The organism is Granulicella tundricola MP5ACTX9, from assembly GCF_000178975.2.
GTDB lineage: Bacteria > Acidobacteriota > Terriglobia > Terriglobales > Acidobacteriaceae > Edaphobacter > Edaphobacter tundricola.
In genome coordinates this window covers 93,784-115,493 of record NC_015059.1, presented here as the reverse complement: position 1 = coordinate 115,493, position 21,710 = coordinate 93,784, and the positions used below count along the sequence as shown (strand labels likewise).

The window sequence follows — 21,710 nt, the reverse complement described above, 5'->3', positions numbered from 1 at the left end:
AGACGTCTGAAAGCATCACAGCGTATGCGACTTCCTTGGGATGGCGGGAGAGGTAAAGAACGTTTATCCTCTATTAGGTGGCGTCGCCAATGCGTCACGCAGCATCTGTTAAATGCATCCTACCCAGTTGGGATCTGGGATTGCCATGCTGGCCGTCTTGCATTCGCTTGTGAAGATAGGAGTAAAAGTTGAGAACTACGCTTTCTGTGATCATGACTACCATCTGCGGGTCCGCAGGCCTTCTCCCCGTCGCATGGGCTCAAGCAGTACCTACAGCTTCAAAGACCTATCAGATCTCAGCTTTTGGGGCTGGCACTGGAACATACACGGGCTTGGCGGGCGGGAAAAATGCTGGAATTACAGCGGGAGTTGATCTTGGCATCCGTTCATACTTCAATCTCTATCCTTCCATAGAGATCCGGGGAACATATCCCTTTTTCAAAGGGAATATCGGAAGTGTCAAGAATTTGCTGGGGGGAATACAAGTTGCCAAACACTATGGCAATCTTCATCCTTATCTGGACATCATGATCGGGCGAGGGGAGATCAACTATGCAAATGGAGGTTATCCCAATCCCGAAGGAACCTTCCAATACCTACAGAGCGCCTCAACCGTGATCTCACCTGGAATCGGTGTCGACTACACAATCACTAGAAGCTTCGCCGTTAAAGCCGATCTACAACTTCAGCACTACTCAACGCCAGTCACTACATCTGGCTCATTCTACGCAAAGCCGATCACGATTGGCGTCGTTTATCGATTGCATTTTGATCGTTTCGGATCCCGCTAACACAATGCAGGCAGCTATGAGAGCAAGGTGAAAGCCGTTTACTGTTGTGTAAGTACGGCCGTACCGATCGAGCCAGCGCAATTTCCTCCAGTCACCATTGCTGAACTTACGTTGAAAGTCTTCGCATCTGAGGTGATGGTTCCTGTAAGAAGGAGACGTGCACTGGTGGGGTCGTTGGTAACGAACGAGAGATTAACAGCGCTTCCCGCTATGCCGCCGTCTGCGCTTGCCAGTGAAGCTTGATTAAAGCAGCTAAAGCCAGTAAAGCTAGCATTCCCTGAGACGAGGAATACGCCATCACCGGTTCCCTGTTGGAACTGACTTAAGACAAGCTGCATCGTCTCCGGAGTCGTGCCAGCGGTCACAGATCCCTTGTAGGTTCCTGAAAGCGCAGCGTACTTCGTCCCTGCCAAGTTCCCGGTTGCGCCATCTGCACATCCTCCGGTGATTGAGTAGGTTCCCGTCATATGAGTCACCGTTGCGTCCTCAGCGGCGGAGATGGTGAGGAATTGGCCGTCAACCGCAAAAGAACGCAAACCCAGCTGATATGCAAGGACGGCGCCTTGAAGCGGGACTGTTGGCGTGTTCACGTAGCAGCTTGTAGACTGCGCTTGGAAAGCACCGGTCGTTAAATCGTTAATGCCAGGATCTGTTCCCTGTTCATTGATAAAACCGCCGAGTGACGTGAATGGTGCAACTCCTTTCGTCGGAGTGGCCTGTATCTGCCAGTTACCAGTGGCATACACGTGATTAGGATCGGAAGTCCCACCGCCTCCACCAGTGCCTCCCGAACCGCCGCTCGACCCTACCTTGCAGCCACCTAAACCTAAGCCGGCGGCTGCTAACGCTATTCCTAAGCACACATTTCCGACAAACCTGCCGCCAACCTCAAGACCGTTCTTCATGGATGAACTCCCAAACCTATAAACATCTTCACGTAACTCAGCCGTCGAAGTGTCTGAATCTTTACTGAAGGGTGAGAGTTGACGCAGCTAGAGATCCTGCGCAACCTCCACCTGTAATGCTGCCAGAACTGATAGTAAGCACGTCTGCTGCTGAATCAACGGATCCGTTCAGAATGACCTTCGCCCCACTTGGATCATCGGTAGTGAAGGTGAGTGCGACCGTGTTGCCGATGATTGTGCCCGCTCCAGCAGACAGAGTTCCTTTGCTAAAGCATGAGAAACCGTTGAACACGGCCGAGCCGCTCTCAAGGAACAGACCCTCGCCGGAACCCTGGGTATTCTGCGAAAGCGATAGCCTTAGCGTTTGAGCAGGGTTGCTCCCGGTTACCGACCCTGCATAGGTGCCCGTAAGCACGTTGTATTTAGTTCCGGTGATAGTTCCTGCTGCTCCACCTGCACACCCCCCGTCGATCGAATATGTTCCTGTGAGATGGGTTGCAGTAGCATCCTTTGTTGCGTTGATCGTCACGAACTGAGCATTAACCGAAAAAGAACGGAGCCCCAAAGCAGCAGCTTGCAAAGCGCCCTGTAGTGGAATCAATGAAGCTCCCAAGTAGCAGGAGGACGGTTGTTGGGCTTGCAAGGCGGCAGTTGTCAGATCATTGACGCCAGGGTTCCCACTTTGCTCATCAACATAGCCCGCCAAAGAGGAAAAAGGCGTAGAGCCCGCGGTCGGAACCGTTTGGAAAACCCAATTTCCAGTGAGGTAAGCGTATCCGGTCGGAGGAGTTGTGGTGCCACCATTGAGTGCAAACCCAGAAGTCGTGCAACCTGTCAGCGCAACAGAGGCGCCAAATATAGCGAGTCCAGCTACGGCCCGGGCCACAACAGCAGTCCGACGCACAATTTCAGTCTTCATGAGCGATTCACCCTGGTACAAGGTCTGATTTCTAGCAGTCTCTTCCCTGCTCCTGAACAACATGTCCAACCGATATTGTATCTCTCGTAAATAGCACTTTACAAATATCGGGGATGAATTGAAGTCCTCGAAGCCCGATAGAAAAGATTCGTTTCCAGCGCTTAGCGTTCAACAAACTGCATTCTCCGGAGCAACAGTCTCAAGAGACTCTGGAACTCTTATCCTCCGTCATTAGCATGCATTGAAACAATCACAACCTAATTGCCTAGGCGGTCACTTCGCCGATACTGAAGTTGTAGCCGTACATGCGTATTCCTGCACTTGTGCCACAGACTACGTGCGGTAACGGTTCGCACGTAGGTAATCTGATGCGGATGACTCTTCGTTCTCCTATTCTCAACAGCTATCACCGAATGCAATAATCAATGCTGGATTTTCAGTTGAGGTCAGCCTGGCCTTCCAACGATGACGGAAGGGCGTGGAGTAGTGGTGGATCAGGATATCGCTAAACGAGCTCGTGCTCACCTCATAAGGTTGGAGCTGTTTAGAGAGCTGCTAGCGCGAATGTATCGCGAATCGATCGTCCAATATGAGTTTTCAGTCCGCCTAGCCCTCCTCTTCGGTTCGGTTCTAAAGGTCCGACAAGCCGGCCTTTCAGTGAAGGTATTGGCCGAACAAATGTGTGTGGAAGAGATTGTCACGATCGGGCGGACGATCGTCGAGGTGGTTGTCAACGCAGCTTACCTCCAGTATGCGGAAGATATCGAAATCGATCGTTACCTGCAGTTCGACAAAGAATTTATCTCCCGTCAAAACGAATTCCTCCAGCTTCAGTCGGGAACAAGGCCGGTTCCCGGCATTGTTCAAAAGCTAAAGGCTAACGCGCTTCGGGTCAGCATGAAGATCATGCCCAAAGATGATGATCCTCGGTGGAGTACTCAAAGCATTGCACAACGCGCTGCATTTGCCGACAAGGTCAGCGAATCTCCGATTATGGCGCTACTTGTGAAGACGTTGCATGCAAGGGGGCATTCGGCCTCCCACGGCACCTTTCAGTCGATGACTCCGTTTATCTCCGCTTTAGAGACGATGGTTGTCGCTGAGACAGACGACCGCTTCGACGAGCTAGCAGAGGCCCTATTTGGAGTTAACCTCAGCCTCATGACGCTCTGTCTCTATCTAAACAACTTTCTCAATCTCGATTTGGACGAAGCCATTCACCACGCCGCTAGAGCATCGGCCGACGACAGAGGGAGTCATATTCACTAACGTTCTACCAATCAGACGCGATATGCCGCCATTCCGCTTCTTAGTCAATTGGAGCGCCAACGCGCCGCAAAAAGGCCGCAAACTTTTCTCGAAATACTTCAGTACTAAAACCTTCTGCATGGAGCCGGATAGCTAAAGGCGCCCACTCCTGCCGTTCGAACCTCTCGATAGCGTCTACGACTTCTTCAGTCGTCTGCTCGTTAAAGAAGACTCCAGTCACCCCTTCAACAACGGTTTCCATCGCTCCGCCAGCCCGATAGGCTATTGTTGGGCGACCCGCCGCGGCAACCTCCAACGGGGCCATCCCAAAATCTTCTTCACCGGGAAAGATGAGAGCACGGCACCTCGAAACATACTCCTCTACTTGAGCATCAGATGCACGTCCCGCAAAGTGAATCGTAGGACCTGCGTCCTTCTTGAGCCCTTCTAAGGCTGGTCCAGAACCGATCACCACTAATTTTCGGCCGAGTGCGGTGCAGGCACTTACCGCAAGGTCGATACGCTTGTAAGGCACCAACCGCGCCAAAACAACATAATAATCGTCTTGTTCGAGAGAAACCTTAAAACGGTGAATGTCGATCGGCGGAACGATCACCTCAGCAGAACGGCCGTATGCACGCTTGATGCGTGCCGCCACAGTTTGAGAGTTTGCAACGAAATGATCGGGCTGTCTGGCCGCAGCTTCATCCCAAATCCTCAGACCTCGAATCAACGTCGGAAGTACCGCCTTCACACCTCCTGCAAACGATTCTCTCGATGAGTAATTGTCGAAGTTCCAGACCCACCGCATCGGTGTGTGGCAGTAGCAGACATGAATGGCATCGGGGGCCACCTGAACGCCTTTCACGTACCCGGAAGAGCTCGACACCACAAGATCATATTGCGACAGATCCAGTGAACTCACGGCGAAGGGATACAGCGGAAAATAGAGACGGTAAAGGTCCCGCATTCTGGGTAGGTTTTGCATCCACGATGTGGTAACAGGCACGTCCCGGATGCTTTCAGGCATCTTGTCTTTCAAAGCCACAGTTGCAAACAGATCTGCACCCGGAAGCATGTTGTATAGCTCCTCGGCGACCTTCTCCGCCCCCCCCATTTGAGTGAAATAGTCGTGAACCATGGCTATTTTCATGATGCCTTTTCCAATCTACCGATCCCCATATCTCTATGCAGCTCCGGAACGCTTCAATACCGTTGTGACCGTTTGCAGCAAGATCTTCATGTCCAATAGGAGAGACCAGTGCTCGATGTAACGTACATCAAGTTCGATCCACTTATCGAAACCTACATGGCTCCTTCCATTGACCTGCCAAAGGCCTGTAATACCTGGCTTGACACTGAATCTGCGCATAAGAGTTGCTTCGCTGAAGAGAGACACATCGCGAACGCTCATCGGTCGCGGACCTACTAACGACATGTCCCCCCTCAACACATTCCAAAGCTGTGGCAACTCATCAATTGAGGTCGAGCGAAGGAATCTCCCGAGCGGGGTGACTCGCGGATCGTTCTTTATCTTAAAGATTGGCCCGCCTGCTTCGTTTGCGTTCTCAAGAGCTGCCATCCGCTGTTCCGCATCGATAACCATGCTTCTGAACTTGATCATGGGAAACAGACGTCTCCGATAACCAAAACGGTTTTGCTTGAAGAACGCAGGACCCCGACTCGTCATCTTCACTGCGACGAAGACACAAACAAACAACGGCGAGAGAAGGAGCAACCCAAGAGCCGAAAGCACTATATCGACGACACGCTTGACTGCCAAACGCATTACATAATTTTCATGTCGCGGGAATAGTTCTTGAAATAGTTGGCGATTTGGCTGCTCATTTTTATGAGTCGTTGCATATATATCTTGCAGATAAATAACCTGCACGCCCACCTTTTCAGCCATCGTTACAGCCCTTTGCATTTCGGGGTAACACGACTGGATTGGCATTGCAATAATGAGTATATCGGCTGTCAACCTCAAGAGGAGCTCGTCCAGATCGTCGATCCTACCCAAATAACGATCAGCGATATCTGGCGCCATCTCGGACGGATCACGATCATCGACGAAGCCGAAGACCTTAGTAGATGAATGGTATCGAGTCCGAATTTCCCTCCACGCCTTACCAGCTCTTCGTCCACTTCCGATGATGAGGATGTGTTGAGGGTTTCTAGAAGCGACCCAACTTACGACCAGCTCACGAAAGCCGATTCTATCTACCTCGAACGCAAAAAGAGCTGCGACCGTGAGAATAACGGTTTGAAAGCGCAGCAAACGCGGATGGAAGAAACCAAGATGAAACATGACCGGAACTGCCATAACAAGGACGCCCTTGAGAATCGCGGCCATCCTGCTTGGAATTGTTGCAAATCGATCGTAGAGTTGAAGTACAGAGAAGCAATACTGCCAAAGGACGATGAACGAGAGGCCGAAGACGGCATCCACCACGTTGATTGGCCGGCTAATAAGACCATGAAAGCCCGCTAAAGAGTAATTCGAATAGACGATTGCAGACACGGTAATAATAAGTGCAACTAATCCATCAAGAGCTGCCAGGCCGACGTTGCATGTGGACCGCTGTATCACTGCCTTACCTCCGCTTCCCATGCGCGAAAGAGCACATAAAGAGACTGTGTTGTCAAGCTCCGTCCATTCTGCAAGGGACGCCCCCAAGCACCAGTTCATCGATGAAAGAATAGATTCAGAAGTCGTAAAAGAATGAAGTCACAGTCAATCGCGGGCCGACAATGGCGGCGCACCTCGATCGCGGATCATGGGTTAACTGTCGTGTCATAGGATGCCGCATTCGAGGGACCCGTCTCAGAGCCAAAACCTATTTCCGCAACCAGCCTTACAACAGTTACTCAAGTATCGTCAGTGAACGCCTCATGTGCTGGCCTTGAATCTGCAGGTTCATCAGATGAAACCCTTACTACTCTATAATTTAGCACGCCTAGTCGTCTTCGGAAGGCTTTCTAAGCTTCAACTTTAGTGCTACGAAGGATGAAGTTGTCTATGCCTCTAAGTTTACGAACCTCCGGAGCCGATAGATTTGTGGGAAGAAAATCAGCAGCAAGTGATATGCCCTTCTCACGAATGAGGACTGGCGTCTGTACCCTTTTGCAAAAAAAATAGATAGAGCTTTCTGGCGTTGACCAAATACGGCATTATCAACAAGTGCGTAGGGAGTGTAAAACTCCATTAACTCGTCTCTAGCGGCTGTCTGTTGCAAAGTAAGATTTTCCATTTTGGCTAAGACTTCATAGTGCCTCCAGCAAATTCCTACGTTGGTTCTAGAACTACCCTTCGTCAACCGATATTGGCTGATAGTATCGGCTACCAGGATGAAGCTTCGTTCCTGATAATGTAGGCCAAGCCTAATTGCAAAATCGCAATCCCCCGCCCTTCCCACCTCGGCAACGCTACGATATCCAATCGCACGTGCCGCCGCAGATTCCACTAGATACCCATCATTTGGAAACCGATGTTCTAAGCTACATAACAACGGGTCCGTGATGATGCCGGCCAAATGGGGCTCTTGTTTGAACCGTTGACTGATCGCTTTGCTTTCAATTGGGTCAAGCTCCCCGCTATCAGTGATCACATCTTGACCTCCGAAGGCGGCCACAGCAGCAGGAGTATCGGCCATAGCGTTTACCAGAGCTCTGATGGCTCCAGGAAGTAAGACATCATCATCATGAAGTAAGAGGAGATACTGTCCGCTGGCATGCTCGAAAAGACTATTGACGTTTCCTGGTTCACCTAGGCTGGGGATATTTCGACGGTAGCTCAGCTTGATTCCCTCTGGTACCGCTACTGAACGAACCATCTTTTCAACGAGGTCATTTGGCGAGTCGTCACTAATATTAATTTCGAGCGGCCGATAGTCTTGCGTGGTGCAAGAGAGCAATGATTGGAGAATCATGGTTGGTCGACGATATGCCGTCACGCAAATCGTTACTAGGGGCTGGCTTAAGGTGTTTTCACTGGTTGGAGACTTATCTGAGTGACCCATATCTAACCCACCTTAGCGCTTGGCAACGATCGGCGCGGATTATCTCTCGCATCTAGTATTGTCTCTTGATTAGGTTGTAGTGTCCTGAGAACATTCCACAACGAGGCACATACAAACACGATATCGCGTTCTAACATGTTGTCGAACATCGGGAGCGTGAGGATACGGCTCGATATATCTGCGGTGACATCCAAGCAGCCAGAAACAGTCCTGTCTATGAAGTAGGGGTGCTCTGCTATATGTGGACTGAAATATGTCCCTGCACCAATTCCTTTTTCCTTCAATGTTTCTATAATCGAGGCTCTAAACGAAACCAAGGGTGCCGGAAGAAGTACTGATTCAAACGACAGAGCAGGAATTCCATTCAGTTTTTGACGCTGCCATCCAGGAAGTTTTTGCATATATTTTCGAGTAAGAACCTTCCTGCGTTCTAGCACAGTGTCAAATTGGTCCAGTTGCAATAATGCAGTCAAAGCTGAAACTTCGCTCAACTTGGAGTTTAAGCCTGGCAGTGTTGAGACCCGCGGCGATTCGAACCCAAAAGATCCCATAGAACGGAGTCGGTCTATTCTTTTTGCGTTGCTACAGTAAATGACCCCCCCTTCGCCCATAGAAAAGATCTTTGTTGCGTGCATCGAAAAGACGACCGGCCAAGGGAAATCAGTTCCGAATGCTAAGCCTCTTTCATCGAGACTTCCAAGTGAGGCTGCGGCGTCGATTACGATCGGTATCCCTTGCTCCTTCGCAATACGCTCGTACCGTGCCAGATCGAGATTGTTTCCAAATGTTGCATATGGAATAATCACTGCGATTTGGTCCTTGTACTGCTTTAGGAGCAACTCCTCTGCCTGGTGAGATGGAAGCCATGTTTCTGGGTCAATATCGCAAAGCAAGGGAATTAGGCCATTCCAGACGGCCGCATGTGCGGTTGCAGCGAAGGTGAAGGACGGCATCAGTGCAAAACGACGCTTCGGAGATTGGCGCTCTTCGATGACCTCTCGGATGGCGAGCATCAAACCGATCGTGGCGTTGCACACCGTCAGACATGAACCACGTATGAACAGCTTGTCGATAAGAGCTAATTCAAAACGGCTGTTCACCGGACCGTAGTTAGAGTATATTCCCGAGTCTTCAATGGCGGCGAGAGCAGCACCGTTGTGGCTCAGCTTCGGAGGGTTGGGTCTAATCAAAGGTAATGGAGCATCAGGAGGAAGGATGTGACGACTGTGGCTCCTTCTTTCAATCTGAAGTCGAGGAGATTCCAGAAAAGGAACCTGCACCAGGTCCTCCTGTATGTGCCGAACTTGAGGTTTAGCCTGGACCTGTGTCACGAGGGTTGGGAGAGGCGCCTTGCTTTGGGGGACCAACAACGTCCTACTGCGGTCTAGGACCTGACTAACGATTCGGTTGCCTAGAGCATGTTGCCACAACCACAAACTATTTATTTGCCCTTCGAATGTTGCCTCTCCTCCAAGCTCCCTGTCAGGTGGATGTCCGGCAGCCAACCCAATAGCAAAAAGCCCCGAGATGGCTGCGCCGTGTTGATCCAACACACGACAATAGGCATCAACAAGTCGGTTCGATCCATTCCTTTCCAGCATGAGTGCAATCGGTTGATTCTTCTCGTCAAAGATGGGAAGTGCACGCGGTAGATAGCCCATGGCTGCAATAATCACGTCTGCTTCATCTAAGAGTTTTTGGCATTGAAAAGACTTTTCCGGTGAAATCAGTTGTAGTCTTACACGCGGCTCGGGTGGCCTTCCGCCTATCCCGCGAACGCTCATAATAAGCTCGCGTGAGTCGAGCCTGAAGCCACCCAATCGATAAACTCTTCCAGAAAGAGGGCAGACATCTAAGGGGCCAAACTCGGTGTACCCATCCGCCTCAGCTTCGGCAACCGAACTATAGAAAATGTGAAGTGGTCGGCGATGTAGGATGGTGATGCTTTCAGGGCCGAATTGAGAAGAACTAGGTAGCCGATTTAACATTGCATGTGCCACGGCACCCGCACTTGTCGACCCACCGACAATCACAATCCTGGCTTGCTCTCGGTCCTCCAACCTTGCAGCAATATCAGAGAGGCCAACGCTTGTCAGAGCATAGCCCGACTGTAGAACTCTGCCTTTGTAGCGAGGCAATAGCGGTTGCCCGGCCACAGCTTCTAAGAAAAGTCTTGCTTCAGGCTGGTGGGCGCCGGTCGCCAAAACAACTGATGAGGATCGAAGAACCTCTGCAATACCGCGGTCCCGATCAAACACATGGGTATCCCATTCGTGAGGTGAGATCTGGCGAACGAAGAGTGCATGCGTATTGCGAAGAATCCTTCCCCGCGGGCTGGCTGCCACCAAGTCTAAGACCGTGGTACCCAGCAAATGTAGAAATTCCCCTGCGAGTGAGAGAGGCACCGCATCGTTGCCGTAGGCAGCCACCTCCAGCACAATAGGATTGTCACGCAGCGCCGTGAACGCATCGTCATGAGGGCGCATGATGATATCGAGAATCGCTAAGGCTGTACTGTCTGATCGGATCGCATAGCTGCCGATCGTGCCCGCCCCAATCCGGTCGCTGTCATCGATGATGATAACGCCCGCCTTGAGGAGGTCACCTAATTTCTCTTCCTTTGAGGCAGCTAACAGTGGCGCGATACCTGCTGGACCGGCACCAACCACGACCAAAGCAAATGAAGCAGTTGCAGAACAATTCATAGCACCTCATACTATCATTCCGTCTATGAATCTCGTGTATACTTTTCCGCCTAAGTGATTTCTCATAGCGGCCTGGATCTGTGTCGGTTAGAACACAATGTTGCCGCAAAATCGCCAACAAGGTCGATAGGCATTCGATCAAGCATGACGCGAAGGGCGCTCACCGCCAATAACTCATAGGTGGGATGGAGCTGCACGACCGTTGCCATAGATGCACAAATGCTAATCGTACGCATCACTCTTCATAAGAGATCCTGACCAAAACCGCAATCCCACCACATCTTCTTGCCTCTCAACACTTCTGGGGTCAGGCGTTTGAGTCCCAGGACTCCTGAGATAACACTTATTGGCTATTACCCTTTGCAAAAGGGTAATGGCCCGTTGCGAACATACGCCCCATGATTGAGCTATTCACTGTTGCACCGCGGTGTAGCATGACTTCCATCAACTTGCTTAATTATCTTGGGAGCGGCTCAATGATGTTTTTTGCACGACCTTATCATTTCTTGATTGTCGCCATTGTCGGCTTACTCTCATCGCCAGCTCCCGCTTCTTCCGAAGGCGTTGCCAAACAGGGTCTTGCCGCCGGTTGTTATTCTCTTAAGTTAGCGTTTGACGGCTCTGCGTGTATGGATATCTCTGGCGGGAGCCCTGCAAATGGTTCAGTCGTTCCATCATGGTCTTGCAATGCCAGCGCTGCTCGATCACGGTCAGTGGCCCCCGTCAGCACCCCTTCAGGTAAAACATATCAACTCGTATCCTCTCTCAGCGGTTCTTGCTTGGATTTTTCCGCTCTCTCAGTTGACGATGGCGGACAGATGCAGGCACGGCAGCGTCTCAACTCCAATCAGCCAAATCAACTGTGGCAAATCTATCCCTACGGAAACGATACGAGCTCGTCTCTGTAAACAGCGGAAGTACCTGTATATACGAGCTGCTGGACGAAGTTTCGTCACCGGCTTATGGTCTGCTTCATTCCGATTTTCCGCAAAACCTGCGTACACAGATGTGAAGAACCTTATCTCCATGCTGGGCGATCCGGGAGGCAGCTTTTCTCCAGGAAAGCTCGACTATACGATCACTGGGGCCGATGCCAGTCAATCACATGCTCTTGCGGAAAGAGATGGCTCATTTTCATTGTTTGTATGGCTTGAACACAGTAGCTACAACGCTGCCATTTGAAGAACCTGTTCTACTGCGTTACTTCCGTTTCGCACAAGAGTAAGGTTTGCGGGCCTACCCCAATCGAGGTGTTGGTAGCCAATCTTGATGGCAGCGTTTCGATCGAGAATGGAGGTGCCAGCAACTTATTCCGGGGGCCCGGGTTTTCCTTCTTTCATCGGTCGCAATCGAGCGAAGATAATATACACTCTTTCACGGCATCTAACACACGGATGTAGTAAACTTTGAAATTAGTACACTGAACATCGAAGCTCGTAAACCCGGTTACCCTCGAGGAGTCTGTCCTGAATCAACCCCCCCAACTTGATCTTATTAGGCCTCTACCCGCCATAAATGATGATCTGGCAGAGGCGAGTACTTTCTCGCTCAAACGAATGCTAGAAGCGTTGATCCGGCAGCGTTACGTATTCTTAAGCGTGTTCTTCACTGTTCTCGCTTTGGGTGCTGTGTATATTTTTGGAAGCCACAAGAAATATGCTTCGCGCATGGAACTCCTTGTCCAAAATGCTCGTAGCGAACAAGTGATCACAGCGGGACGCTCCGAAGCTCCCGCCACTGCAGCCGAGGTTTCAGAGGAAGAGATTAATTCCGAGATCGAACTCCTGCAAAGCGCAGATGTACTTGATGAGGTTATCGATCCAGGGTGGAGCAAAACCTCGCCTTCTCAACGACCCCTTGACGAGCAACAGCGCCACGAAGGGGCGGTTGGGTCTCTTCAAGACAATTTGGCTGTAACACCGATTCGCAAGTCTCACGTCATCTCGGTTCAGCTGGTCAGTCGTGATCCACACCAATCCACTCTAGTTCTGAAGAAACTCCTCGATGTGTTCCTGCAAAAGAAGCTGCAGATTAATCATCCTGCCGGCGCATCTCAGTTGTTTGATCAGGAAGCTGAACGTTACCGCCTACAGTGGCAAAGGGCTGAACAGGCACTTTCGTCCTTCCAGCAGCAGAATGGCATCGTGTCAATAACCGAGCAAGAAGGCGGACTGCAGAAACAGCTTTTCGACGCCGACACTCAACTACGCGACGCCAACGTAGAAATTAGTGAGCTCACCCATAAAGTGACGGCGGACAATGATCAGCTTCAGGCGCTGCCCAGCCGCCGTCCTACTCACGAGACAGCAATCCCGGCATCGGGTTCGATAGATCAACTTCGAACTCGGTTAAGTGAGCTGAATCTCAGTCGTACAGAGCTTGTATCTAAGTACAAGCCGGGCGACCGCCTCATCCTTCAGGTCGACGAACAGATCGCTCAGGTAGAGGCGACCTTGAAGAACATGAACGGATCTTACTACGCAGAAACATCCACTGATATCAACCCAACTTGGCAAGCAGTTGAGCAGGATCTAAGCAGTACACGCACTAGGCTTGAAGGCGTATCTGGGCGTCGCCATGAACTAGCGGATCAGATCACCCGCTTGAATAGCAGGCTGGGAAATACAGAAGAGCAGACACAGGAGCTAAACGCCCTACAGCGGCGTGTCGCCGAAACTGAAGCCAACTATCAGGTGTATGCTCAGAAACGCGACGAGTCACATATGACTGACGTTCTAGATGAGCATCAACTTTTGAATGTTGCTGTCGCACAAGCTCCAACCTTTTCTCTTTCCCCTGTTCGTCCGCGACCCAAGAAGGATGGTTTGCTAACCTTCCTTACTGCAGTGTTCTTGGGCGGCTTCGGTGTATTTCTCGTTGAAAATAGCCGATCGACCATCGCTGATGATTCTGAGCTTGAGGCGGTAGCTCGTTATCCCCTTCTCGCATCCGTGCCCGTTCGATCAAGACTTGACGCTAATAGCCACGTTGATGATCTGCTTGCGTGAATCCTTTCTCACTTCCTCACCGTTACACCGGCCACAACAATTTGCATAACTTATGCCTATGAAAACTTTAGACGCTCCGTCCATGTATCAGGGGCTCTTGCATCGTATAGTAGAACGCTCCAATATGGATCCGACACGTGGGCTGTCCCTTGCGATCACCTCCGTGAATCATGGAGAAGGCGTCTCCTATGTGACCAAAACACTTGCTTCAGCCTTAGAGACCATGCTTATTCCAAAGGTCCTTCACATTTCTCTTTCCTCTCTTGAGACAGTAAAGCATGACCCATCCGAGATTTATTTGACATTGGAGAGGCGCTCAGGAAGACCTGAAGAGTTGCCACGTCTTAGTCAGCAAGATAGCTCGTTAATGTCTGGATTGTGGCATCGGGGAATGGAGTCTCGTTCGGGCGTCGTGCAGCATCTCTGCACCCACTCGAATGTTGTATTAATTGACTGTCCTCCGCTGCGAGAGGACAACAACACCTTAAGCGTTGCTCCTGTTGTCGATGGAGTCATCTTGGTGGTTCAGGCGGGAGGAACCACCACAACAGATATTCTGTTCGCAGAACGAAAGATCGTTGCTGCCGGCGGAACTTTCGAAGGTTACGTACTAAACAAAGCCCAGACCGTTATGCCGAAATGGTTTTACAAACATTTTGCAAAGAGGACCCGATGAGAATTGCAACGTTCTTCGCTGTGGCAGGTTTACTACTTTCAAGCGTGATGCATGCTGACGATAAACTCCATGAACACTCACAGTATCATTTACACCCCGGGGACACACTCTCTCTCGATTATCGACTAAGCCCAGAGTTAAACCAGACAGCGACGATTGGGCCAGACGGGTTTGTTGATTTAAGTCTTGCGGGAACACTCAAATTATCTGGTTTGACATTGCAACAAGCCCACGATCTGATCGTGGAACGAGACTCCGCTCGCCTCAATGCGCCAGAACTTAATCTCCAGCTGAAAGATTTCCAACACCCTTACGTCATGGTAGCGGGTCAGGTCTTGATACCAGGAAAAATCGAGATGCGTGAGGATATGACTGCCCTACAAGCGGTTATGCTTGCAGGAGGATTTAAGGATTCCGCTCGCGAGACAAAGGTTGTTGTTTTTCGACGTATCAGTGGGAACTCGGGTATGGCGGAGGTGTTGCAACTCAATCTGCATCGCATTCACAAAACGAAACAGCTCGAGCAGGATCTTTCCCTTGAGCCAGGAGATATCATTTATATTCCTGAAAATATGGCAACGCAGTTCAGCAAATTTATGCGGATTCCTAATTTCTCGGCATCTGCCGGTGTTCCTGCTTTTTGATGCTTTGCAAGCGGCCACCAGATTGTTTGGTGCGCGGGATCTAACATAGTATTAATACCTCTACGGGTCCTTTAGTGTGGCTGCGACCCCGGAGCATGGAAGATTTTTCAGATTGCGAGCTGCTGCCAATGGTATTGCCTGCCATCTCCCAACGCGGCCTATTTGCCCTTTTGTATCCTAATTTTTTTATCCTTTGTTTTATCTTTAGCTTGGTGTGTGTCGGCGTCCGGTTCTTGCTTCCGCGCACCTGGGACACGGCCCTTGGAGCATTAACACAATCTCGCTGGCAACTATCGATCGTTAGTGTGCTTGGCCTCCTTTATCTCTACATCGGATGTCTGATACTTCGGTTTCCTGGATATGTCGATCCCGTCGAACCAATGGTGGTGGCCGCTTCGTTCTTCTCTGTTCATAGCAAGCCCGTCTATGACATGGTTATTTCGTATGGACCACTCTGCTTTCTTCCCTACGGCTTGGCAATGAAGCTTTTCGGCGCTACAGTGGCCGTACTGAAGGGAGTGGTTGGACTGGCGAATGCCGTGTTCATCTTGGTCCTCTTCGTCATCTTCAAGAAGCTATTTCGTTGGCCCTCAAGTCTTCTTGCGACCATACTCGTTTTATCTACGTGCTTGATGAAGCAGAACTATCTCTTTCAGGCTCGAGGAGATCTGTTCATTTATGTCGCAGTTGCACTCAGCCTCCTGGCGGCCATATCAGAGGGAGGTGCGCTTGGCTGTGTCTTAATGATTGCAGCAGTTACTCTCGGATGCGGAGTAAAGGTTACAGCATTCATGTATTTTGTCTACCCACTTTCCTTGTTTTGGCAGCGGCATGGATCTAGACTCCTGCTCCTTGTGGCGGCGGGCTCAATACTATTAAGTTTTCTACCATTTGCTTTGCATACTTTGAACTTGCACGATTATCTCCATTGGCTTACGGTAATGTCGCATCAGCCAAAAAGTATAAGAGAGTTCCTAGGCAACGTGGTAATAACCGGTCTGCTCCTTTTTCCATGTTTATTAGCATATTGGCAGTTACATAGACGACATCACTCTCTGGCCCGACAGTTTCTTAGAGAGAACTGGATTCCTTTCTCTTTTATGACGGGCAGTATACTTGCTATGGATGTGTTGGCAAGTAAGATCGGTGCCGGACGACATCACCTAGTCCCATATTTCGTTTTCACGGGCTATATAGTAGCTCAGCTCATTCACAAGTCTCGTTCTGGGATGCCGTCGTCATCTTCTCCTGGCTTGCTACATGTTTATCTGTGCGGATGTCTCGCTTTGCTGCTCTTACTGACCGAAGTTAGTGAACTCCAAGATGTACGCACTCTAACCAGACAAGAAGCGGCTCAGTCGGTTGCGCTTGAAAATGATGTGAACAGGGTTTTAGCTTCCTATTCGGGGCATAGGGTAGAACTTGGCAATGGCATTGGTGAGTTTGACTTGGAGCGTGAGTACTCACCGATGTTCTCGGCTCCGCAGCTCATTTTTGCGGGAGGCTCATACACCTTTGATCCTTCGGCTCAGGCGGACATAGAGATGGTAAACGAGCCAATGCGGGAATCCGATCTGCGCCATGTTGCTTCGTGCGAATCCGATGTCTGGCTCATCCCCCGTGGGCAGGTTCCATTCCACTCGGTCAGCATTTACAGTGGCATGTATCCCGACCGGTATAGCGGTCGCCTTCTCTTCCCCGCAACTTTCGAACGGATGTTCTTAGACACATACTCCCTAACCTCATCTAGCCATTACTTTGACATCTACACCTGTAAACGCCCGCGCTGAGAAAGGGACTTTTATTTATGGCGAGGCCCCCCTTCACCTCTCTCCAGTGTCCAACGAAAGGTCAGCTTAGGACATCATGACTACCGGTGCCTCCATCGCCTTTTTCTCTGCACAAGAGGTCGCCCCGGATCGCTACGCCATTGTCTCCAAGCGATAGTCGACGCAACACTGCTGCCAATTGAAGCGTCGGTATTGAATGATGCAATGCTGTAGTCCGCCACCTCAAAGAGGTGTGTTCCTATTACTGTTCGCTATATTTAGACAATGGAGTGTACATCCAGTTTGTATTTATAGAGTTTTTATAGATCCATCGCCAATTCTCCTGAAGGTTTGCCATATTGGCCTTTGCAGCAAGCTCGTCTTGGAAGCTTGAACATTTCGCTGTGCCTATTAAGTTTGTGGCGCTCATCTCGAGGTGAGTACTGAAAGATTTTTCATAAGCGTGGAGACTGGGATCAACTCCCCTAAATACCCCGCTGTAATAGACAGTCTTATGTGGGTCGTCAACCAAACTGCAAATAATGTATAGCTTGTTTGACTTGGGTGCGGTCGATGCGGCATATTGAGAAAAGCCGAGGCTCGGACTAGATAGGAATGACATTCCAAGTATTCCGGCAAAGAGGCGTTCGAAGAGAAATGTGATGTGCATGTTGGATCTCCAACCAAATCTGGGTGAGATTGGGACGTTAGGGAACATGAGAAGATATCTTGATGATGGTCGGGTTGCCGTCGATTGACAAGGATGTGGTCGCTCCAGACACCGCGGTCGCTGTGGTCGTCATAACACCTGTGTCCGGAAATGTTGAGATACTCGTCACGACAAAGCCTGGCCCAAGTTGGAGTGTAATCTTTTTAGGCTGCAGGACCGTTAGCACACATTTCGCCGGATCATATTGACTCTCCTCATTCCACACAATTAGGAAAAACGTGCCATCTCTTTTCTGCAAAAGGGTGTGCCCGAGGTTTTTATCGCCACCCCGTAGTTCATAGGGCAGTGCATCTGGTGCAAAGGGAGGCCCTGGGTCGCTCAACAGTTTTATTAGCGATCGCAGTGCGGTAAATGCAGGCTTGTCTTGAAGATCAGCAGTGAGCAGTCCGTAATCCGGTGACGATACCTCGTCGAGCAGCTCATACAAGAATGTACGGGTGACATGGTGATTGAAGGCCAGCAGCAACGTTCGCATAATGTACGCTCCACCCAAGGGCCGAGGGAGCGTATAAGGCGTAGGCTTTTCGGGCATCAAGTAACCCGTCTCAGTGATCGTAACGGGCAGGTGATCACCATCTAGGCGAGCTTGATCGATCCACCAGTCGAGGCTACCGTAGTTGTGGCCTTCCGGGTCGCCAGCGCCCCAGCCCTGATTTCCAGGATTCCGGCCACCAAAATAAACGTGCAAGTTATTCATCGTCATCATCTGAGATAACTTGCCAACACCTGCGTAGGCCTCCTGCGAAGTGAACGAAGGTCCAAGCACTGGGACATCGAGAAGGTCTCCCGTCCGATGAAGCAACGGTTGAAAGTTTACTGCGTTCTCAATTCCTCGCTTGCCCCCCCCTCCGCAATTCTGACCCGCGTCACATTCGTTGGGAGCTTCCAAAGCCTCTAGATCCTTGACAAGATGACTGAAACGAACAATATCGTCCGACGTGGTCTTCGGATCATTCGGAATAATGTAGGTCGTATGAATGCCTGCCAAAGCTAGCTCTCGATGTTCTTTGACAAATGCCGACGACGGCTCCCAATCGTGATATCCGTCCCGGATGTGACGAATTCCCGAAGAGCGCAACAGCGCCGAGACCTTTGGCCACTCTCGATAATATGGGGTGTTGTCATAAGACAGATGAGTGTCCACTCCGACAGCATCTACGAAGCTGTCTGATTGCCTCGCCGCTTCTAAGGACGCTCGCGTTGCGTTTGCGCGATTCTTCACTGCATCCGTTATAGCGTGCACATGAAGGGGTTCCTGTGCTCCCATGACTTTATCAAAACTCCCATGCTGAGTGATTAGAACCAGAAGCATCACTACGAAAAAATTACTTGTTTGGTGGATAATTTTTCCCATCTTCCAGCTCATATTTTGCCTCCCTCCTATGGTAATTGCTTTATATGGGTGAAGTCGACAGTAATGGTGCTTCATGATGCCTGCTCACAAAAGTGCTACAAAGACTTTTCTGTTTGCATACAACCTTTATGGTAGTATCAGGAAAAATCAGGTAATAACATATTTATTGTTTGTAGGGCTCCTGTATTGGTTCGTAACCGGGCGACTACGTGCCCTAAGTGTGCGTGGTTGTATTACCGTGGTAACCCGCCCGCTAGGGGCGGGAATTACTGCAGATAAGATTACTAACTTTGAGGAGTACTCTCTTGAATTGTGTTCGTGCGCGGTCGTTTGAAATGCTTGGCTTAATGATCTTCGCTACATTATTGGCCGCCCCACTACTTGGTCAATCGGAAGGCTCTCCCGAGCTTAACGTGCAGGCAGGTCCTTACACCCTTTCGCCAAATTCCACTACTTCTGCATGTATGGACCTCAGATCGGCAAGCAGTGTCAATGGAACTGCAATTCAGGCTTACTCTTGTAATGGCACTAATGCACAATCCTGGTCCTTAGTGCCCATCAGTGGAAGTGCCGGAAACGGTTATCAGGTAGTCTCGGTGAGCAGCGGGGCCTGTCTGGACGTTTCCAACGCCTCGACAACCAACGGCGCGTTGGTGCAGGAGTGGCAATGCATAGGTGGAAATCAAGCGAATCAGATTTGGCAGCTTTTCCCCTTCGGAAGCGCTTATGAACTGGTCTCCCTCAATAGTGGCAAATGCCTTGATTTATCGGGTGGCAATTCAGGCAATGGAACCCAGCTCCAGCAATGGTCATGCGGGCAGGGCTCTAATACAAATCAACTGTGGAATTTTCATCCCTTCTCTCCAGAGGGTACAGCTCAGTTGAACCTTTCCGTTGGCCCTTACAGAATTTCGCCAGTCTCTAATCCCTCTGCATGTATGGACCTAAATGCCGCAAGCAGCGCTAATGGGGCGGCCGTCCAGTCTTATTCCTGTAATGGAACGAATGCACAATCGTGGACCTTGGTTCCCGTCAGCGGTAACGCGGGCGGTGGCTACGAGGTTGTTTCGAGCAGCAGCGGAGCGTGCCTAGATGTCATAGGTGTGTCGCTTGCTAACGGAGCGCACCTGAATCAATGGCAGTGTGGGGGAGCAACGAAGCTAAATCAGATTTGGCAACTATACCCATACGGCAACGCCTTTGAACTAGTCTCTCTCAATAGTCAAAAGTGCCTTGACCTGCCGAATGGAAACTCAGCGAATGGGACAGTTCTTCAGCAGTGGTCATGCGGAGAGGGATCCAATAGCAATCAGCTCTGGACCCTTGCGGCACTTTCGAACGCCGTCGGTGTAGTTGCAACGGCTACGAGTTTGACTGCGTCACCCAATAGCACCGTTCCGGGCCAGACGGTCGGAATGACTGCAAGCATGTCAAATCCATCTACGGCAGGAAATGTCACTTTCTTCGATGGAGCGACCTCGCTTGCAACTGTCACTCTCAATGGGGGTACCGCCAGCTTCGCTACCACTGCCTTAGCAAATGGAACCCACTCGTTGACGGCACAGTATGTGGCCAATGCAGCATATAGTGCATCCACCTCACCCCAGGTCCAGGTCACTGTGAGCCCCTCGGCAGTCGGTGAGCAGGCATCGCAATCGCAGGTCTTCTTTGACTCTGTTGGAGTGGAAACACATATTAGCTATCTGAACACGGCCTTCGGGACGCAGTGGCCGGCTGTCCTCCAAGAAATCAAGTCTTTGGGGGTTCATCATTTGCGGGACGGATATTACGACTGGCCCTCATCCTCCTCAATTGTTCTCAATCATCAAAGCCTGGCTGCTTTGGGGATCACTACCACCTATGTAGTACCACTCAACTTCGCTACTACGGTAGCTCAAATAAGGGAGGCCTCAGCTAACCTTCAAGATATGGAAATGCTGGAGGCGTCGAACGAATGCGACGTTGATCCCGCTTGTGGTGGCCCCGGCCTCCTTGGCATCGCCAACGTCGTATCTTTTCTCCCAACTGTCTTTGCAGCTGGTAAATCTCTCGGTATTCCAGTCCTCGGACCGTCCTTCACCACCTCTCAAGCATACGCCGCGGCAGGAAATTTGGCGTCGCACATGACGTACAACAACCTGCATGTCTATTTCGGAGGTCGGAATCCCGGAAGTAATGGATGGGGCGATGGAGATGCTCAAGGAAATAGGTACGGCAGCTTAGCTTGGTGGATGGATCAAGGCAACGTTGACGCACCAAACGTTCCGGACATCATCACGGAAACGGGGTACTACGCTGTTCCTACCCCATATCCATACCAGATCTCTGAGGAAGTAGGCGCCTCCTATATTCCTAGAACTTATCTTCTTGCATTCAATCACGGCGTAAAACGGACCTTTGTACATGAACTGATTGACGAAGCAGCGTCGCCTTTTTTCGGATTATTGAGATACGATTTGTCCGAGCGTCCAGCCTTCACAGCCATAAAGAATATGCTCTCAATCGTGACTGACCCCGGCACCTCTTTTACCCCAGGAAAACTCAATTACACGTTTTCTGGTGGGGACTCTACACTCAACCACACCCTTCTCCAGAAGCAGGATGGAACGTTTATTCTCATAGCTTGGTTAGAGCAAAGCAGCTACGACGAAGTGAATGATGTAAACACCCCCGTGAATCCGCAGACAATAACTCTTACGTTGAACGGAGCTGCTGCTGTAAATAACGTTACTCAGTTCGATAGCAGTGGCAACACCCACGGTGTCGGGATTTCCGGTTCCAGGACGACTGTACCCCTCACGATCAACGATCAGCTCACCGTCATTCAGATTACCCCTCAATAACGTCCGTGTGATCGTTCGGTAATACTAAAGGTGGATATGGCTTATGCCATATCCACCTTTTTCGGGTGATCCCGCGGGTCGGCACTGTATGCCCTA

At 50.5% G+C, this 21,710-nt stretch carries 16 protein-coding genes; 9 read left to right on the top strand and 7 right to left on the bottom strand.

Annotation, left to right across the window (positions count from 1 at the left end):
* The first annotated feature begins 212 nt into the window (after nt 1–212).
* Complete coding sequence (locus ACIX9_RS25275) at nt 213–791, top strand: hypothetical protein (protein ID WP_198152260.1); 579 nt, start codon at nt 213–215, stop codon at nt 789–791.
* A 38-nt stretch (nt 792–829) separates the two neighbouring features.
* On the opposite strand, the gene ACIX9_RS25270 is transcribed toward ACIX9_RS25275, so the two are convergent.
* Together ACIX9_RS25270 and ACIX9_RS25265 are read right to left on the bottom strand one after the other, a co-directional pair.
* Nucleotides 830–1,696 carry a hypothetical protein gene (locus ACIX9_RS25270; RefSeq protein ID WP_013573241.1) on the bottom strand — a complete coding sequence of 289 codons (867 nt, stop codon included), beginning with the start codon at nt 1,694–1,696 and terminating at the stop codon, nt 830–832.
* A 61-nt stretch (nt 1,697–1,757) separates the two neighbouring features.
* Entirely contained in the window at nt 1,758–2,615 is an 858-nt protein-coding gene (locus ACIX9_RS25265) for a hypothetical protein (protein ID WP_157478383.1), read from the bottom strand.
* A gap of 489 nt (nt 2,616–3,104) precedes the next feature.
* On the opposite strand from ACIX9_RS25265, the gene ACIX9_RS22760 reads away from it, so the two are divergent.
* On the top strand, nt 3,105–3,884 hold the full coding sequence (locus ACIX9_RS22760) for a DUF5677 domain-containing protein (RefSeq protein ID WP_157478382.1): 780 nt from the start codon (nt 3,105–3,107) through the stop codon (nt 3,882–3,884).
* Between the two features lie 40 nt (nt 3,885–3,924).
* Here the strand turns inward: ACIX9_RS22760 and ACIX9_RS22755 are convergent, their stop codons facing one another.
* The 4 genes from ACIX9_RS22755 to ACIX9_RS24340 all read right to left on the bottom strand — a co-directional run bounded on the left by ACIX9_RS22755 (nt 3,925) and on the right by ACIX9_RS24340 (nt 10,590).
* The gene (locus tag ACIX9_RS22755) at nt 3,925–5,016 is read right to left on the bottom strand and encodes a glycosyltransferase (protein WP_013573238.1); all 1,092 of its coding nucleotides are present in this window, start codon (nt 5,014–5,016) and stop codon (nt 3,925–3,927) included.
* Nucleotides 5,017–5,049: 33 nt separating this feature from the next.
* Nucleotides 5,050–6,555, bottom strand: a complete 1,506-nt coding sequence (locus ACIX9_RS22750) for a sugar transferase (RefSeq protein WP_013573237.1) — start codon at nt 6,553–6,555, stop codon at nt 5,050–5,052.
* A gap of 328 nt (nt 6,556–6,883) precedes the next feature.
* A complete protein-coding gene (locus ACIX9_RS24345) occupies nt 6,884–7,885 on the bottom strand; it encodes a glycosyltransferase (RefSeq protein ID WP_013573236.1) in 1,002 nt (333 codons plus the stop codon).
* 2 nt (nt 7,886–7,887) lie between these two features.
* Complete coding sequence (locus tag ACIX9_RS24340; RefSeq protein ID WP_013573235.1) at nt 7,888–10,590, bottom strand: DegT/DnrJ/EryC1/StrS family aminotransferase; 2,703 nt, start codon at nt 10,588–10,590, stop codon at nt 7,888–7,890.
* 398 nt (nt 10,591–10,988) lie between these two features.
* Here ACIX9_RS24340 and ACIX9_RS27870 point away from each other — a divergent pair, with 398 nt between their 5' ends.
* The 6 genes from ACIX9_RS27870 to ACIX9_RS22720 all read left to right on the top strand — a co-directional run bounded on the left by ACIX9_RS27870 (nt 10,989) and on the right by ACIX9_RS22720 (nt 16,708).
* Nucleotides 10,989–11,498: an RICIN domain-containing protein gene (locus tag ACIX9_RS27870; RefSeq protein WP_083808545.1), complete on the top strand. Its 510-nt coding sequence runs from the start codon at nt 10,989–10,991 to the stop codon at nt 11,496–11,498.
* 100 nt (nt 11,499–11,598) lie between these two features.
* Complete coding sequence (locus tag ACIX9_RS27865) at nt 11,599–11,772, top strand: hypothetical protein (protein WP_198152258.1); 174 nt, start codon at nt 11,599–11,601, stop codon at nt 11,770–11,772.
* A 284-nt stretch (nt 11,773–12,056) separates the two neighbouring features.
* Nucleotides 12,057–13,598 (top strand): GumC family protein, encoded by a 1,542-nt coding sequence (locus ACIX9_RS22730; protein WP_332308654.1) that lies wholly within the window; start codon nt 12,057–12,059, stop codon nt 13,596–13,598.
* A 58-nt stretch (nt 13,599–13,656) separates the two neighbouring features.
* Nucleotides 13,657–14,274 (top strand): P-loop NTPase family protein, encoded by a 618-nt coding sequence (locus ACIX9_RS25255; RefSeq protein ID WP_198152257.1) that lies wholly within the window; start codon nt 13,657–13,659, stop codon nt 14,272–14,274.
* A complete protein-coding gene (locus ACIX9_RS22725; RefSeq protein ID WP_013573231.1) occupies nt 14,271–14,918 on the top strand; it encodes a polysaccharide biosynthesis/export family protein in 648 nt (215 codons plus the stop codon). Before ACIX9_RS25255 ends, ACIX9_RS22725 begins: the two co-directional genes overlap by 4 nt.
* 95 nt (nt 14,919–15,013) lie before the next feature.
* Complete coding sequence (locus ACIX9_RS22720; protein WP_157478371.1) at nt 15,014–16,708, top strand: MFS transporter; 1,695 nt, start codon at nt 15,014–15,016, stop codon at nt 16,706–16,708.
* Nucleotides 16,709–17,394: 686 nt separating this feature from the next.
* Here ACIX9_RS22720 and ACIX9_RS22710 read toward each other — a convergent pair.
* Nucleotides 17,395–18,783 (bottom strand): hypothetical protein, encoded by a 1,389-nt coding sequence (locus ACIX9_RS22710; RefSeq protein WP_013573228.1) that lies wholly within the window; start codon nt 18,781–18,783, stop codon nt 17,395–17,397.
* 293 nt (nt 18,784–19,076) lie between these two features.
* On the opposite strand from ACIX9_RS22710, the gene ACIX9_RS25250 reads away from it, so the two are divergent.
* Nucleotides 19,077–21,614, top strand: a complete 2,538-nt coding sequence (locus ACIX9_RS25250; protein WP_013573227.1) for an RICIN domain-containing protein — start codon at nt 19,077–19,079, stop codon at nt 21,612–21,614.
* Nucleotides 21,615–21,710: the final 96 nt, after the last annotated feature.